The 15,524-nt window shown below is 72.4% G+C and carries 12 protein-coding genes and 1 riboswitch; of the genes, 7 read left to right on the top strand and 5 right to left on the bottom strand.

Translation table 11 applies throughout. The features are described from left to right. Positions 1–43: 43 nt before the first annotated feature. The gene (locus LUM46_RS11750) at positions 44–2,194 is read right to left on the bottom strand and encodes a DEAD/DEAH box helicase (RefSeq protein ID WP_274994109.1); all 2,151 of its coding nucleotides are present in this window, start codon (positions 2,192–2,194) and stop codon (positions 44–46) included. Between the two features lie 129 nt (positions 2,195–2,323). Here LUM46_RS11750 and LUM46_RS11755 point away from each other — a divergent pair, with 129 nt between their 5' ends. Then, entirely contained in the window at positions 2,324–3,034 is a 711-nt protein-coding gene (locus LUM46_RS11755; protein WP_274994110.1) for a hypothetical protein, read from the top strand. 107 nt (positions 3,035–3,141) lie between these two features. Continuing rightward, complete coding sequence (dxr, locus tag LUM46_RS11760) at positions 3,142–4,311, top strand: 1-deoxy-D-xylulose-5-phosphate reductoisomerase (protein WP_274994112.1); 1,170 nt, start codon at positions 3,142–3,144, stop codon at positions 4,309–4,311. Positions 4,312–4,500: 189 nt separating this feature from the next. On the opposite strand, the gene thiD is transcribed toward dxr, so the two are convergent. Together thiD and LUM46_RS11770 are read right to left on the bottom strand one after the other, a co-directional pair. Then, positions 4,501–5,430, bottom strand: a complete 930-nt coding sequence (thiD, locus tag LUM46_RS11765; RefSeq protein ID WP_274994113.1) for a bifunctional hydroxymethylpyrimidine kinase/phosphomethylpyrimidine kinase — start codon at positions 5,428–5,430, stop codon at positions 4,501–4,503. Further along, positions 5,420–5,517: riboswitch (TPP riboswitch) on the bottom strand. (Overlaps the previous gene by 11 nt.) Before the next feature lie 151 nt (positions 5,518–5,668). Then, a complete protein-coding gene (locus tag LUM46_RS11770; RefSeq protein ID WP_274994114.1) occupies positions 5,669–6,256 on the bottom strand; it encodes a TetR/AcrR family transcriptional regulator in 588 nt (195 codons plus the stop codon). Between the two features lie 122 nt (positions 6,257–6,378). Between LUM46_RS11770 and LUM46_RS11775 the strand changes: the two genes are divergently transcribed. Then, positions 6,379–7,407, top strand: a complete 1,029-nt coding sequence (locus LUM46_RS11775) for an aldo/keto reductase (protein ID WP_274994115.1) — start codon at positions 6,379–6,381, stop codon at positions 7,405–7,407. Positions 7,408–7,448: 41 nt separating this feature from the next. After that, positions 7,449–8,444, top strand: coding sequence for an SDR family NAD(P)-dependent oxidoreductase (locus LUM46_RS11780; protein ID WP_274994116.1), 996 nt, complete (start codon positions 7,449–7,451; stop codon positions 8,442–8,444). Here LUM46_RS11780 and LUM46_RS11785 read toward each other — a convergent pair. Beyond that, positions 8,422–10,728, bottom strand: a complete 2,307-nt coding sequence (locus LUM46_RS11785) for a hypothetical protein (RefSeq protein WP_274994117.1) — start codon at positions 10,726–10,728, stop codon at positions 8,422–8,424. The two genes, LUM46_RS11780 and LUM46_RS11785, sit on opposite strands and share 23 nt — an antisense overlap. A gap of 137 nt (positions 10,729–10,865) precedes the next feature. Between LUM46_RS11785 and LUM46_RS11790 the strand changes: the two genes are divergently transcribed. The 3 genes from LUM46_RS11790 (at position 10,866) to LUM46_RS11800 (ending at position 14,389) form a co-directional block, all read left to right on the top strand. Next, the gene (locus tag LUM46_RS11790; protein ID WP_274994118.1) at positions 10,866–12,188 is read left to right on the top strand and encodes a M50 family metallopeptidase; all 1,323 of its coding nucleotides are present in this window, start codon (positions 10,866–10,868) and stop codon (positions 12,186–12,188) included. Between the two features lie 72 nt (positions 12,189–12,260). Continuing rightward, positions 12,261–13,403 carry a flavodoxin-dependent (E)-4-hydroxy-3-methylbut-2-enyl-diphosphate synthase gene (gene ispG / locus LUM46_RS11795; protein ID WP_274994385.1) on the top strand — a complete coding sequence of 381 codons (1,143 nt, stop codon included), beginning with the start codon at positions 12,261–12,263 and terminating at the stop codon, positions 13,401–13,403. A gap of 26 nt (positions 13,404–13,429) precedes the next feature. After that, on the top strand, positions 13,430–14,389 hold the full coding sequence (locus LUM46_RS11800; RefSeq protein ID WP_274994119.1) for a GNAT family N-acetyltransferase: 960 nt from the start codon (positions 13,430–13,432) through the stop codon (positions 14,387–14,389). A gap of 169 nt (positions 14,390–14,558) precedes the next feature. Here LUM46_RS11800 and LUM46_RS11805 read toward each other — a convergent pair whose 3' ends face one another. Beyond that, positions 14,559–15,482, bottom strand: a complete 924-nt coding sequence (locus LUM46_RS11805) for a DNA-formamidopyrimidine glycosylase family protein (protein ID WP_274994121.1) — start codon at positions 15,480–15,482, stop codon at positions 14,559–14,561. Between the last annotated feature and the right edge of the window lie 42 nt (positions 15,483–15,524).

Consider the following 15,524-nt stretch of genomic DNA (forward strand, 5'->3'; position numbering starts at 1 on the left):
GCAGGCCGCCGGCCCTACCGCGAGCAAAAGGGCAGGATCCGGGCTACGCCGCCGGCTCGGCGAGCCGGGCGCGCTCCTCCTCGACGATGCGCCGCGCGAGCTCGGCGTCGGCGACGTCGGTGGCGCCCGGCGCCACGGCCACCGTCGAGCGGCCGGCGTACTCGGCGAACAGCTCCGCCTTGGTGCCGAGGATCTCCAGGAGGCGCTCGTCCACGCTGTTCTCGACGAGCAGCCGGTGCACCTGGACGGTGCGGACCTGGCCCATCCGGTGCGCCCGCGCGATGGCCTGTGCCTCGACGGTCGGCTTGACCTGCGGCTCGCACAGGATCACCACGGAGGCGGCCTGGATGTTCAGCCCGACGCCGCCGGCCTCGATCTGGCTCACCAGCACCTTCGGCTCTGGCGCGCTGGTGAACTCGTCGACCAGCTCCTGCCGTCGTCGGGCGGGGACCGAACCCGTGATGGGGCCGACCGCCAGCGGGCCCAGCTCGGCCAGCACCGTCTCGATCACGTCGCGGAAGAACGAGAAGACGACCACCTTGCGGTTGTTGTCCATCGCCTCGGCGACGATCTCGCGCAGCCGCACCAGCTTCGCCGTCGGCTCGGGGGCCTGGACGAACGCCGCCCGGCGCATGTCCGCGAACGAACGCTTCAGCACGGCCCGCCGGTAGGCGGCGCCGTCGTGCTTGCCGAACCGCTCCCACTCGTCCACCTGGACCAGCTCGGGCAGCTCCGTGAGCACGTCCTCCTGGTTGCGCCGCAGGTAGACCGTGGCCACCGACCGGCGGAACGCCGCCGCACCGGCCAGGCCGGCCGCCGGGTCGATCGAGTCCGCGACGTCGGGCTTGAGGTAGCGCACGAGGCTGCGGAACTCGTCCACGGTGTTCTCCATGGGGGTGCCCGACATGAACAGCACGCGCTCGGCGGTCCGGGCCCATTCCGCCGTCCGCTCCGAGCGCTGGGCGGCCGGGTTCTTCACGTAGTGCGCCTCGTCCACCACGAGCAGCGCGGGCCGGGGCATCCCCGCTGCGCGCAGGTGACCGAGCTGCGGGAAGGTGACGATGCCGACGCCGCCGTCGGCCACCCAGGCGCGGATGCCGGCGTCGCGCTCGTCACCGTGCAGCACCTGGACCGCCAGGCGGGAGTGCGCGGCGACCTCACGCGCCCAGTTCGAGGCCACGCTCGCCGGGCAGACCACGAGGAAGTGCCGTCGACCGCGAGCGGCGAGGTGCGCCATCGCGGCGATCGCCTGGACGGTCTTGCCGAGCCCCATCTCGTCGCCGAGGATGGTGCGGCGCTGCACCAGCGCGTAGCGGGCACCGAACGCCTGGTACCCCCGCAGGGAGACGGTCAGGAGCGAGGTGTCCAGGTCCTGGGCCGAGACCTGGTCGACGACGTCCTCCGGCAGGTAGCCCTCCGCCGCCTCCACGTCGACGCCGAGGTCGACGAGCTCGCCCAGCGCCGTGTAGTAGGCGGCGGCGCGGGCCTCGTAGTCCTGCCACACCTCCGCGTCCGACGTCCCGGTCAGCGTGCCGTCCAGCCGCCGCAGGGCATCGGTGACGCCCGAGGCGTCCAGACCGTCGACGGCCGCACGGAGAGCGGTCAGGGCGGCGTCGGCCGCCGCCGTGCGCGCACGACCCGCGAAGAGCCGCTTGACGAGGGTGGTGCGCAGGGCGCCGGCCTCGGCCAGGCGAGCCAGCTGCGGGACGTCGACGTCGAGCCGCTCGCCCCAGGCGTCGAAGAACCGGGCGACCTGCTCGTGGGTGTGCAGAGCGCGCACCAGGTCGGTGACGAGGGGATCGGCCGGGTCGGGCTCGATCCGGAAGGTGAGCGCGTCGTCGACGGCGTCGTAGATCTGCCGGGCGGCCTCCCGCAGGAGGCGTGCGGTCCGGGGACCGACGCCGCCGATCGCCTCGAGCTCCGCGGTGGTGGCCCCCAGCACCTGGGCCACCGTGCGGAACCCGGCCGCCTCGACGGGCCCGACCCGCACCCGACCGGTGCTGACCTCACGGATCCGGTCGACGGGCACCTCTGCCAGCTCTGCCAGCACCCGGGCGTCGCGCAGGCCGCGGTAGGCGACGCGTACCCGCTCGGGCGCGGCGCCACGCTCGGTCAGTGCGTCGGCGCCCAGGGCGTGCCGGGCACGGGCCTCCTCGAGGAGGTCGCGGGAAGCGCCGCGGGACCAGGTCTCCATGGCGGCTGACGGTACTGGGTGCGCGCGGCTCCGAGGTACCCGCACACGCCGTCGTCACCACCCCCGTGGCGCATACCGGACTGAACGCCCGTTCTGGTAGTTTCATCGCACCGTGGACAGGAGGAACGAGTGAGCACGGACGCACTGCCGCAGGAGGCACAGGCGGCGCAGGTCACCGCAGCAGGGGAGACAGCGCCCGAGATGACGCCGCACGCGGCACCGGTCGCCGTCGAGCACGACGCGGGCCCGGAGCAGGTGACGAGCCCGGAGCAGGTGACGAGCCCGGAGCAGGTGACGGACCCCGAGCAGGACGGGACGCCGGAGCCGGCCGAGGTGCCGGAGCCGGCCGAGGCGCCGGAGCGCGAGGACAACCTCGAGACGCGTACCGCCGCAAGGCTGCACGAGCTCGTGGTCTCGGGCGCGGAGAGGCTGCCGGGCGAGACCGGGAGCACCGTGTCGAGGCTGGCCGTGGCGCTGCTGTCGTTCGGCAGCCAGGCCGCGGCGAAGGAACAGGACAAGCCGGCGACCAAGCTCGTCGGCGAGGCCGTCCAGCTGTACAAGAGCCTGGACGACGACGACCCGACCAAGCAGCGCGAGGTGCTCGAGCACGCGCTGGAGACGTTCACGACGTCGGCGATCGGTGGCAAGGAGCGCTCGCAGGTGCTCGAGGTCGCCGAGGAGGCGATGAACCTGTGGGGCAAGCTGCGCGGGACGTCGTCGGACCTCGTGAAGTCCGACGCCGCCGCCTCGATGCGCTCGCTCACCAGCGTGCTGCGCAAGGAGGGCCGCGACGAAGAGGCGGACGAGACGGAGAACGAGGCCAAGCGCCTCGAGTCCTGACCCTCCACTCTCGTTGAGTGCTGGATATCTGTTGGTCTGCACCGCACGATCCAACAGATACCCAGCACTCAACGAGGACGACGCCGAGGGCTGACAGGATGTGCACCATGCGAAGCGTCACCCTCCTCGGCTCCACCGGCTCCATCGGCACGCAGGCCATCGACGTCATCGGGCGCAACCCCGAGCGGTTCCGGGTGGACGCGCTGTCCGCCGGCGGATCCGACCTGCCCGCCCTCGCGCGGCAGGCCGCCGGCCTCGGCGTCCGCACCGTCGCGGTGGCCGACGCCGCCGCGCGCCCCGCGCTCACCGCCCTCCTCGACGAGGCCGGCGCCCACGGCGTCGAGGTGCTCGCCGGCCCCGAGGCCGCGACCGAGCTGGCCGGCCGGGGGAGCGACGTCGTGCTCAACGGCATCACCGGGTCGGTGGGCCTGCGCCCCACGCTCGCGGCGCTCGCCGCCGGGTCGACGCTGGCGCTCGCGAACAAGGAGTCGCTGGTGGTGGGCGGCGCCCTCGTGCAGGCCGCCGTGCGGCACGAGGGGCAGATTGTGCCCGTCGACTCGGAGCACTCCGCCATCGCGCAGTCGCTGCGCTCGGGCGCGTCGTCCGAGGTTCGCAAGCTGGTGGTGACCGCGAGCGGCGGGCCGTTCCGCGGCCGTTCGCGGGCCGAGCTGCGCGACGTGACGCCCGCGCAGGCGCTGCGCCACCCCAACTTCTCGATGGGGCGCGTCGTCACCACCAACTCGGCCACCCTGGTGAACAAGGGGCTCGAGGTGATCGAGGCGCACCTGCTGTTCGACCTGCCGTTCAGCGCGATCGACGTGGTGGTGCACCCGCAGCAGATGATCCACTCGATGGTCGAGTTCGCCGACGGCTCCACCATCGCCCAGGCCGGGCCGCCGCGGATGCTCGTGCCGATCGCGCTCGGCCTGTCCTGGCCCGACCGCCTGCCGGACGTCGACGTGCCCATCGACTGGACCAAGGCCGCCACCTGGGAGTTCGCGCCCCTGGACGACGACGCCTTCCCCGCCGTCCGCCTGGCCCGGCAGGTCGGCGAGGCCGGCGGTACTCATCCGGCCGTCTACAACGCGGCGAACGAGGTGTGCGTGGACGCGTTCCACGACGGGGCCATCGGCTTCCTCGAGATCGTCGACACGGTGGCCGCCGTCGTGGAGGCGCACGCGACGACCGGTGCGGGCGACGCAGGCTCGGTCGAGGGCGTCCTGGAGGCCGACGCCTGGGCCCGCGCCCGTGCGGCGGAGATCCTCAAGACCGCCTGACGCCTCCCTGCTCTGGCCTGCCCGCTCTGTCGGCCTCCCGTCCGGCCTCCCGTCCGGCCTCCTCTCCGAGGCCTAAGTTTCTCCGCTCTGAACCGATTCAAAACGGAGCAACTTAGACCTCGAAGGAGAGGGCTCTCGGCCGGCGTCGGCCGGGCGTCGGCCGGGCGTCGGCCGCGCGTCGGTGGGTCGTCAGCCGGACGTGCGGGTGGCGTAGCCGTGGTGGACCGGGCCGTGGCCGCGCCACGGGCCCGGGTCCGTGCCGGTGCCACCGATGACCAGGTCGTCGGCCGCCCGGAGCGTCGCCGTCAGGTAGTCCTTCGCGGCGCGCACCGCGGGCTCCCACCCGTCGTGCAGCGGCCGCAGGACGGCGCACGCGGAGCTGAGCGTGCAGCCCGTGCCGTGGGTGTTCCGCGTGGGGACCCGCGGGGCGGTCAGGGCGACGACGCCGTCCGGTCCCGCGCCCCACGCCGCGCCCTTACCGGTCCCCGGGCCCGCGAGGTGGTCGACCGACTCCGCCGAGTCCAGGTGCCCGCCCTTGACCAGGGCGAACTGCGTCCCGAGCTTCAGCAGGGCACGGGCCTGGTCGGCGGCCTCGGCGTCGTCCCGGGCCTGCTCGACGCCGAGCAGCACGGCGGCCTCGGGCAGGTTCGGCGTGACCAGGTCGGCCAGGGGCAGCAGCTCGTCGCGGAGCACCGCCTCGGCGTCGGCCTCCAGCAGGCGGTGCCCCGACGTCGAGACCATCACCGGGTCGAGCACCACGTACGGGGCCCGGCCGGCTGACCGCAGCTCACGCAGGGTCGCGGCGATCGCGCCGGCCACGGCGGCGTCCGTCGTCATGCCGATCTTCACGGCGTCCACCGCGACGTCGGCGAACAGGGTCTCGAGCTGTGCGGTCACCATGTCGGCGGGCACGGGCAGCACCCTGGTCACACCGGTCGTGGACTGTGCGGTCAGCCCGGTGAGCACCGCGCAGCCGTAGCCGTCGAGCGCCGCGAAGGTCTTCAGGTCGGCCTGGATCCCGGCGCCGCCGGAGGGGTCCGAGCCGGCGATCGTCAGCGCCACCGCGGGGTGCCCGGGCGGCCGGGTGCGCGCGACGGTATCGGGCAGGTGCGAGCCCATGAGGCGTTCCCTTCGCTAGAACTACCTAGATCAGGTTCCACGGGTGCATCTCAGCCGGGCGGGTGCCCGGCGCCCCGCGCCAGTGCGGCCCACCTTAGACGGCGAAGGGGCGTGCTCGGAAGTGGGTCGGGGCAGGCGGCAGCGCGGCCCACCTTAGACGGCGAAGGGGCGTGCTCGGAAGCGGGTCGGGGCAGGCGGCAGCGCGGGCGGACGCGCGGTCCGGTGGCCCAGCAGGGCCTCAGCAGCCGGTCTTGTCCGCCCCGTGCTGCAGTCCGTCCACGAGCAGGTCCAGCATGCGCCGCCCGTGCTCCGGCTCCTCGTCGCCCATGGGCAGGCTCAGCTTGGACACGGCGTACAGGAGGTCCTTGGGGCTCGCGACGGCGCGGATCTCGCCTGCCTCGACAGCGGCGTCGAGCAGGGAGCCGAGCGCCGGACCCAGACGGCCGAGGAAGTAGCTCGGCAGTGCGTCGAACGCCGGGTCGCCCGAGTGCAGGGCTGACGCGAGCCCGCGCTTCGTCACCAGGAACTCCGTGTACCGGTGCAGCCACTTCTCGAGCGCCATGACGGGGTCGTGCTGCTCCGCGAGCAGGGGAGCGGCGTCGGCGGTGGCGTCGACCTCGTGCTGGAAGACGGCCTTGACCAGGTCCGCGCGCTTGGGGAAGTGCCGGTACAGCGTGCCGACCCCGACGCCGGCCAGGTCGGCGATCTCCTTGGCGGGCGCGTCGACGCCCGACGTCGCGAAGACGCTCTTGGCGGCGTCGAGCAGCGAGTCGATGTTGCGCTGCGCGTCGGCGCGCAGCGGTCGCGGCGCTGTGTTCTGGGTCACGTCACTCCATCCCTTGCTATCCGGAATGCCTTTCCATATAGTTCTGGAAGAGCGTTCCGCTTAGTTCCAGAGTACGGCATCCCCGCGGCGCTCACCAGACCTCTCGACCCCAGGAGGACCCCATGCAGTACCGCAACCTCGGCCGGACCGGCATCAAGGTCAGCCCCTACGCGCTCGGCGCGATGATGTTCGGCGCGGTCGGGAACACCGACCACGACGAGTCGGTCAAGATCATCCACAAGGCCCTTGATGCCGGAATCAACTTCATCGACACCGCCGACGCGTACTCGCACGGCGAGTCCGAGGAGATCGTGGGCAAGGCGCTCAAGGGGCGGCGCGACGGCGTCGTGCTCGCCACCAAGGTGCACCTGCCCATGAGCGACGACCCGAACCACCGCGGCAACTCCCGCCGCTGGATCATCGCCGAGGTCGAGAACTCCCTGCGCCGCCTGGGCACCGACTACCTCGACCTCTACCAGATCCACCGCCCCGACCCCGAGACCGACGTCGAGGACACGCTCGCGGCGCTGACCTACCTCATCAGCTCCGGCAAGGTGCGGGCGATCGGCTCGTCGACGATGCCCGCCGCCGACATCGTGCAGGCCCAGTGGGTCGCCGAGCGGCGCGGCCTCGAGCGCTTCCGGGTCGAGCAGCCGCCGTACTCGATCCTGAACCGCGGGATCGAGCGCGACGTCCTGCCGGTCGCCCAGCAGTACGGCATGGGCACCCTCGTCTGGAGCCCGCTGGCCGGCGGGCTGCTCACCGGGCGCTACCGCAAGGGGCAGGGCAACGACACCCACCGGGCGCAGTACGGCTTCGCGCACCTGCGCGACGAGCAGCGCCTCGACGTCGTCGAGCAGCTCATCCCGGTCGCCCAGGACGCCGGCGTCCCGCTGAACCACCTGGCCATGGCGTTCGCCATCGCGCACCCGGGGGTCACCTCCGCGATCATCGGCCCACGCACCATGGAGCACCTCGACAGCGCGCTCGCCGGCGTCGAGGTGGCGCTCACGGACGACGTCCTCGACCGGATCGACGCGATCGTGCCGCCTGGGACGGACATCGGGCGCCTCGACATGGCCTATGACCCGCCGGCCATCCAGCAGCCGCTCCTGCGCCGTCGGCCCGCCGAGCAGCGCGCGGCGGCCTGAGCCCGCACGATCCCGCACGATCCCGCACGGAAGGAACGGTCATGACCCATCGGCAGCACCCCCTCGGAACGGGTTTCACCGCCGCGTCCACGGTGGACGACGCCCTGGCGGGCATCGATCTGACCGGCAAGAACGTCGTCGTCACCGGCGGCCACTCCGGCCTCGGACTGGTCGCGACCCGTGCACTGTCCGAGGCCGGTGCCTCGGTCACCGTCGGTTCCCGGGACACGGACCGCGCCGCGGCCGCGGTGGCCGGGATCGAGCGGGTGCAGGTGAGCCGGCTCGACCTCATGGACCCCGCTTCGGTCGACGCCTTCGTGGCGCGCTACCTGGAGTCTGACCGCCCGCTGCACATCCTGATCAACAACGCGGGCTTCCTGCCGAGCGCTGAGATCGTGCGGGACGCGCGCGGGTACGAGGCGCAGCTCGCGACGAACCACCTGGGCCACTTCCAGCTCACGCTGGGTCTGCACCCGGCCCTGCGTGCCGCCGCCGGTGCCCGCGTGGTCACCACGACGTCCGGTGCGCAGCGCTTCTCGGACATCCTGTGGGACGACCCGAACTTCACCAGGGGCGGCTACGACCCGGGTCTCGCGTACGCCCAGTCCAAGACCGCGAACGTGCTGTTCACGGTCGAGCTGGACCGGCGGTGGGCGCCCGAGGGTATCCGCGCCTTCGCTGCCCACCCGGGAGTGGTCGCCACGACGTCGTTCAACAGCTCGGTCGGGGCGGCGTCGCAGCGCGCCCAGGGCCTGATCGACGACGCCGGCCGGCCGATCATCGACCCCGAGCTCGGCAAGAAGACCGAGGCGCAGGGCGCCGCCACGATCGTGTTCGGGGCCACCAGCCCGCTGCTCGACGGGCTCGGCGGTCTCTATCTCATCGACAACGACGTCTCACGGCTGAACGACGAGGACCTGCCGCTCACCGCGGACTCGGTCCCGGCGGAGGTCGTCTCGCACTCGATCGACCCGAGGTCGGCCGAGCGGCTGTGGGCACTGAGCGAGCGCCTGCTCAACGTCCCCGCGTCCAGTTGAACACCGCCACGCCCGTGATCAGGGCCCCCACGGTGACCAGCGCGGAGGCGGTGACGGCCTGGAGCGGCCCGATCAGCTCGGCGTCCAGGGCGACCTGGACGGTGCCGATCAGGGCGTAGACGCCCGCGAACACGGTGATGGCGGACAGCGTGCCGTCCATCAGCCGACGCCGCCCGCGCTCGCGCCTCGCCTCCGCGGCCCGCTCCCGGTCGCCGTGCAGGCGTTCGAGGGCGGCCAGCCGCGCGGCGATCGGTTCCTGGAGCAGCTCGCGCAGCCGCCCCAGGACCACCGCCGCCTGCTGCTCGAAGTGCGCCGCCTGGAGCAGCTGGTTCAGCATCCTGGACTCGAGCGCGGAGGCGAGGAACGTGGGTGAGGTGATGGTCGTCAGCGTGGTGCGGACCTCCGACGCGAACTCGTGCAGCCGCAGCTGTTCGCGCGTGAGGCGCTCCTTGCGCTCCGCGAGGTCGGCGCCGTTGTTGACGTCGTGGTCGGCGAGCATCGCCGCGACGATCCGCAGATGGTCCGCGAGCGTGGCGTTCCAGGCGCTGAACAGCCCGTTCAGGCTGGCGACGAACTCGGCGAGCGAGCCGTACTGGGAGATCTTGAAGTGCGCGGTGCCGACCAGGGCGACGGTCGTGGAGTTGGTGGCCACCGCCACGACGTCGCCCAGGTGGCGCACGCCCTCCAGCAGCACCGGGTTGCGCTGGCGCAGCGTCCAGTCGCAGAGCGTGGCGGTGCCGTAGGAGACGGGCTGGAGCAGCACCTGCGAGCCGAACGCGGCGAGCAGCTCGTCGCCCATGTTGACCGGCGTGCGCTCCGCCCGGGGTGCGGCCGGCCCCTGCCCGCGGCTCGCCTCGTAGACGGTGGTGACCACGTGGGCGCGCCCCTGGGCGATCTCGGTGCCCTCGCGGACCAGGTCGGTGGTGGCCCGCTGCAGCAGGTCGGCGAGGTCGAACAGCCGCTCGGGCGGCGGGCTGTCGCCGTGGTCGACGTCGACGGGCGCCCCGTCCGGCCCGATCCACCGCACCCGGATGTCGGCGTGCAGGTTGGACAGCCGGAACCGGGCATCCCGGACCTGCTGCGGCGACTGGTCACGCGCGGAGTAGCGGAACCGGACGTAGTGGTTGCCGAACTCGGTGAGCCGCACGTCGCAGGACAGCTCGGCGATGAACGACCCGTCGGGCTGCTCCAGGCGCACGTTCGGCATGGACAGCGACACCCCGCCGTACGGCCGGGCCGCCCGGTCGACGCTCGCCCAGACGTCGTCCATCTTGAGGCGGCCCCGCACCGCGAAGGCCTGCACGCCGAGCAGCTGGGGCCGTTCGTCGCGGTCGGCGAGGCTCCGGATGGTCGCCACCGCCGCGGTGGGGCTGACGTCCCGCAGGCCGAACGGGTAGATGTACACGGTCCGGAGCCGGTCGAGCGTGAGCCAGGTGGCGCCGAGGTTGCGGTGCAGCTCCGTCAGGTGCATCCGGTACGAACGCAGCTCGCTGGCCAGGATGTAGTTGAGGTGCCGGTCGGTCTCTGCGGCCCGCAGCCCGTCGAGCGCCGGTCCGAGCTGGGCCGGCCTGCCGGACATCGCGTCGTCGGCTGCCCGGGTCGCCTCCGACAGCGCGCGGAAGTACCGGATGCGCGTGACGGCCTGGGGGACCAGCGCGCGGCGGAACGGGGACGTCGGGTCCGGGATGGCGCGGGCCGCCCGGAGCAGGTCCTTGCACCGCTCGCCGGCCTGCGCCGCGGCGTCGGCCACCCGGGGGAGGCTGCCCGCGCTGCGGGCGGCCGAGGTGTGCATCTGGGTGATGAGGGTGCGCAGCAGCACCGCGACGGCGTCGCCCTCGGCCCGGCAGACGTCGTCGGGCGCACCGTCCCGGCACGCCGCCCAGGTCTCGACGAAGGCCCGCAGCGGGACGATGATCCGACCGTGCCGGAAGGTGTACTGCAGGGCGTCGCTCGCCTGCGACCACAGGTAGACGCCGAGCAGGGCGGCCGCCCGGGGCTGTGCGACGACCGCGGTGAGCGCCGCGGCGGTCTCCGGACCGCGCGGGTCGCCCGGCAGCGGGTGGCGGCGGTTCGGCGCCTCGCCGTCCGCGCCCATGTTCCAGCGGGAGGCCGCCCAGACGGCGCTGACGTCGACGCCGATCTCGCGGAGCTGCCGGGCTACCCGGGAGTCGCCGTCCGCGCCGGGCCAGGCCTCGGTCTGGAAGATCGACGTGAGGCTGTCGAGGAGGAAGGCGGGGCCGTGGGTGTGCTGCTCCCGGTGCTCAGGTATGGACGAAACCGACATGCCGTCAGGTTAATGATCGGTAACCGATGTTTCAACGAATCACCATGAATTCGAAAGGAAGTGAATGTCAGGTGGCCGTCCCGGGGGAGACGTGCGCTGCCTTTCGACGGTGTCAAGAGGTGCCGTAGTCTCGGTCCGTGAGCATCGTTCCGCACATCGTTGGTGTGCTCGTCCTCCTCCTGGGCGTCATCGTCTCCGTCGGGCTGCACGAGCTGGGGCACATGATCCCGGCCAAGAAGTTCGGCGTGCGGGTGAGCCAGTACTTCGTGGGGTTCGGACCCACCCTCTGGTCGCGGACCAAGGGGGAGACGGAGTACGGCATCAAGGCGATCCCGCTCGGCGGCTACGTGCGGCTCATCGGCATGATGCCGCCGGCTCCGGCCGGCACGCGGCGCGGCACCGGGTTCTGGAACGAGCTGGTCGCCGACGCCCGCGACGCATCGGTCGCCGAGGTGCGGCCCGGCGAGGAGCACCGCGCCTTCTACAACCTCTCCACCCCCAAGAAGCTGATCGTGATGTTCGGCGGGCCGTTCATGAACCTCGTGATCGCGACCGTCCTGATCGGTGTGGTCCTGGTGGGCTACGGCACGATGGCCGTCTCGACGACGGTCGCCCAGCTCTCGGAGTGCGTGCCCGCGTCCGTCACCTCCGCGGCGTCGGGCGAGGACTGCGAGGGGCAGCCCGCGGCGCCGGCCGCCGCGGCCGGCCTGGAGCCTGGTGACGAGATCGTCGCGTTCGGTGGCACCGAGGTGCACAGCTGGCAGCAGCTGGTCGGCCTCATCAACGAGTCCGCCGGGCGCGCGTCCGAGGTCGCGGTGCTGCGCGACGGCGAGCGCGTCACCCTCGCGGTGACCCCGGCACGGGCCGACCGGCCCGTCGTGGACGAGCAGGGCGCCGCGGTGCTCGGGGACGGCGGCGAGCCCGTCGTCCAACCGGGCGGGTTCGTGGGCTTCTCGCCGCTCCAGGTGCGCGAGTCCCAGCCGTTCTCCAGCGTGCTGCCCGCGATCGGCGAGCAGACCTGGCAGACGGCGACCATGGTCGCCACGCTGCCCGTCCGCGTGGCCGACGCCGCGACCCAGGCCTTCACCTCCGAGGAGCGCGCGCAGGACTCCGTGCAGTCGGTGGTCGGCGTCGCGCGGATCAGCGGCGAGATCATGGCGCTGGACGAGGCGATCCTCGATCGCGTGATGATCTACCTGAGCCTGCTCGCGAGCCTCAACATCGCACTGTTCGTCTTCAACATGATCCCGTTCCTGCCGCTCGACGGCGGGCACCTGGTCAACGCCCTCTACGAGGGCGGCAAGCGCACGCTGGCGCGGGTGCGCGGGGCTGCGGTCCTGCCCGGCCCGGCCGACGTCGCGCGCATGACGCCGGTGGCCTACGTGGTCTTCCTCATCCTCCTCGGAGTGGGCGGCGTCCTCATCGTGGCGGACCTGGTGGATCCGGTGCGGATCACGTGATGCCAGACACGATGTACGACTTGGACCTTCTGAAGCAGGGATACTGATCTCGTGAGCGCAATCAGCCTCGGCATGCCGGCAGCACCCCCGCCGGTACTCGCCCCCCGCCGCAAGACTCGAAAGATCAAGGTCGGCAAGGTGGAGGTGGGCGGTGACGCACCCGTGAGCGTGCAGTCCATGACCACCACGCCCACCACCGACATCAACGCGACCCTCCAGCAGATCGCGGAGCTGACGACGGCAGGCTGCGACATCGTGCGTGTCGCCGTCCCGACCTCCGACGACGCCGAGGTGCTGCCGATCATCGCGAAGAAGTCGCAGATCCCCGTGATCGCGGACATTCACTTCCAGCCGAAGTACGTCTTCCAGGCGATCGACGCCGGCTGTGCCGCCGTCCGCGTGAACCCGGGCAACATCCGCAAGTTCGACGACCAGGTGGGCGCGATCGCCCAGGCGGCCAAGGACGCCGGCGTCTCGCTGCGCATCGGCGTCAACGCCGGGTCGCTCGACAAGCGCATCCTCGAGAAGTATGGCAAGGCGACGCCCGAGGCGCTCGTGGAGTCAGCGGTGTGGGAGGCGAGTCTCTTCGAGGAGCACGACTTCCACGACTTCAAGATCTCGGTCAAGCACAACGACCCGGTGATCATGGTCCGCGCCTACGAGCTGCTCTCCGAGCGTGGCGACTGGCCCCTGCACCTCGGCGTCACCGAGGCGGGCCCGGCGTTCCAGGGCACCATCAAGTCGGCCACGGCGTTCGGCGCGCTGCTCAGCAAGGGCATCGGCGACACGATCCGCGTCTCCCTCTCGGCCCCGCCGGTCGAGGAGGTCAAGGTCGGCAACCAGATCCTGCAGTCGCTCAACCTGCGGCCTCGCAAGCTCGAGATCGTGTCCTGCCCGTCGTGCGGCCGCGCCCAGGTGGACGTGTACACGCTCGCCGAGAAGGTCACCGCCGGCCTCGAGGGCATGACCGTGCCGCTGCGCGTCGCCGTCATGGGCTGCGTGGTGAACGGCCCGGGTGAGGCCCGCGAGGCCGACCTGGGTGTGGCCTCCGGCAACGGCAAGGGCCAGATCTTCGTCCGGGGCGAGGTCATCAAGACCGTCCCGGAGGCGATGATCGTCGAGACGCTCATCGAAGAGGCGATGCGGATCGCGGATGAGATGCCTTCGCCGGAGAATGATGTGCAGGCCGGTCCGCCGGTCGTCTCGGTCGGCTGAGAACCTGAGTTCGAACGGAGCAGAGCATGGCTCGCTGGCGTACCCCGGTTTCCGCCGGGGCGCGCCCCGACGGGCATGCTCAACCGGGCGAACGGGACATTCTGCCGCGTCGTGACCGGCCGGACGCCGCACGCGCGCTGACCCGTGCGGACCTCGCGCAGGCCCTCGCGGTCTGCGCCGTCGACCCGGTCTCGTCGGTGCTCGCCACGGCACGGCTGGAGATCGCGGCGCGCGCCGGCTTCGGCGCCGCCGCGGGCCAGGCCTGGGGCTTTCCCGACGTCGGACCGCTCGAGGCGGTGTGCTGGGCCGGCGCGAACCTGGTCCCGGTGATCCCGCTCGCCGACCCGGACCGGCGCGCCCAGGCAATCGCTGCCTTCGCCGAGGTGGCGCGTGTGCACGGACGGCGGTCGTCGTCGATCGTGGGGGAGCAGTGGGCGGCGCTGGCGCTCTGGGAGCACCTGTCGCCGCACTGGCCCCCGGCCCGCGACGTGCGCGCTGACCAGCCCTCCATGGCCATCGGGACGGCGCCCACGCTGGCTCCCGAGCCCACCGTCCGCCGCTCAGTGCCCGCCGAGCTCGGCCTCGTGCTGCCCGCGTGCGTGCGGATGTTCACCGAGGAGGTCGGCTACTCGCCGGTCGCGACGGGCGGGTCCGCGTACGCCGAGCGGGTGCGGGCCCTCATCACCGAGGGGCGCTCGTTCGTCCGCGTGGTGCCCGACGGCGGTGGGCAGCCCGCCGTGGCGTTCAAGGCCGAGCTCGGCGCGGTGGCCGGCGGCGTCGCCCAGGTCCAGGGCGTCTGGGTGGAGCCGGCGTTCCGCGGTCGTGGCTGGTCCGAGTCGGGCATGGCGGCGGTGGTCGCCGCGACGCGCGCGTCCGTCGCCCCGGTGGTGTCGCTGTACGTGAACGCCTACAACGAGCGCGCGGTGGCCGCCTACCGCCGGGTGGGCTTCGAGCAGGTCGGCACGTTCGCGACGGTGCTCTTCTGACCTGCTGGCTGTCTGACTGTCCGCCGCCGGCCCGGCCTGCCCCTGCCGGCGCCGTCCGGCTCGCCTGTTGTCTTCGAGGTCTAAGTTTCTCCGCTCTGAATCGATTCACGGCGGAGATACTTAGACCTCGAAGAGGATGAGGGAGCAGGGGAGCGGTGGAGGGCGCGACTCAGCGCAGCAGCTTGGACATCCGGCGGTCCGCGAGCGGCTTGCCGCCCGTCTGGCACGTGGGGCAGTACTGCATGCTGCGGTCGGCGAACGACACCTCGTGCACGACGTCGCCGCACGGCGTCCCGTCCCACCCCGGGCACGGCAGGCCGGTGCGTCCGTGCACGCGCATCCCGGCGCGCTTGGCGTCCTTGAGCTCCTTGGCCGGCTTGCCCGACGCCGCCGTGATCGCCTCCGTGAGCACGTCACCGATCGCGGCGTGCAGCCGGGCGGTCTCCTTCGGGGTGAACGACCGGGTCAGCTTGTAGGGGCTGAACCGACCCGCGTGCAGGATCTCGTCGCTGTAGGCGTTGCCGATGCCCGCGATGGCGTGCTGGTCGCGGAGCAGGCCCTTGACCTGCTGGTTCTTCGCCGAGAGCAGGTCGGCCAGGACGTCGGTGGTGAACTCCGGGGAGAGGGGTTCGACACCCAGCGACGCGATCATGCCGATCTCCGTGGGGTCGCGGACCACGTGCACGGCCAGCCGCTTGCGGGTCCCCGCCTCGGTCAGGTCGAACCCGGAACCGTCGTCGAGCCGCACGCGCAGCGCGAGGACCGCGCCCCGGCCCGAACCGCCGAGTGACGGTCGCACCGGCGTGGTGGACAACGCGTCCGACCAGCGCACCCACCCACCCCGCGAGAGGTGGAAGACCAGGTGGAGCGGGGCGCCGTCGGGCACCGGGCCGGCCGGGGCGGAGACCACGACGTCCAGCCACTTGCCGTGCCGTGCGACGTCCGTCACCGCGCCCCCGGTCAGTGCGTCGGTCGGCGGGTCGAAGGTCTTGAGCGCGGCGATCGAGCCGACCTCCACGCCGGCGACCGTGCGTCCGGACGTCCGCGTGCGCAGGAAGTCGGCGAGTGCGGCGACCTCGGGCAGCTCCGGCATGCGCCAATCCTCCGAGACTTCCCGACCCTCGGCAAGGCCGCC

It is taken from the genome of Promicromonospora iranensis (genome assembly GCF_028994805.1).
GTDB lineage: Bacteria > Actinomycetota > Actinomycetes > Actinomycetales > Cellulomonadaceae > Promicromonospora > Promicromonospora iranensis.

Coding starts and splice junctions, on each gene's coding strand:
- LUM46_RS11750 (WP_274994109.1), bottom strand. CDS start 2,194: ATGGAGACCTGGTCCCGCGGCGCTTCCCGCGACCTCCTCGAGGAGGCC.
- dxr (WP_274994112.1), top strand. CDS start 3,142: ATGCGAAGCGTCACCCTCCTCGGCTCCACCGGCTCCATCGGCACGCAG.
- thiD (WP_274994113.1), bottom strand. CDS start 5,430: ATGGGCTCGCACCTGCCCGATACCGTCGCGCGCACCCGGCCGCCCGGG.
- LUM46_RS11775 (WP_274994115.1), top strand. CDS start 6,379: ATGCAGTACCGCAACCTCGGCCGGACCGGCATCAAGGTCAGCCCCTAC.
- LUM46_RS11780 (WP_274994116.1), top strand. CDS start 7,449: ATGACCCATCGGCAGCACCCCCTCGGAACGGGTTTCACCGCCGCGTCC.
- LUM46_RS11785 (WP_274994117.1), bottom strand. CDS start 10,728: ATGTCGGTTTCGTCCATACCTGAGCACCGGGAGCAGCACACCCACGGC.
- ispG (WP_274994385.1), top strand. CDS start 12,261: ATGCCGGCAGCACCCCCGCCGGTACTCGCCCCCCGCCGCAAGACTCGA.
- LUM46_RS11800 (WP_274994119.1), top strand. CDS start 13,430: ATGGCTCGCTGGCGTACCCCGGTTTCCGCCGGGGCGCGCCCCGACGGG.
- LUM46_RS11805 (WP_274994121.1), bottom strand. CDS start 15,482: ATGCCGGAGCTGCCCGAGGTCGCCGCACTCGCCGACTTCCTGCGCACG.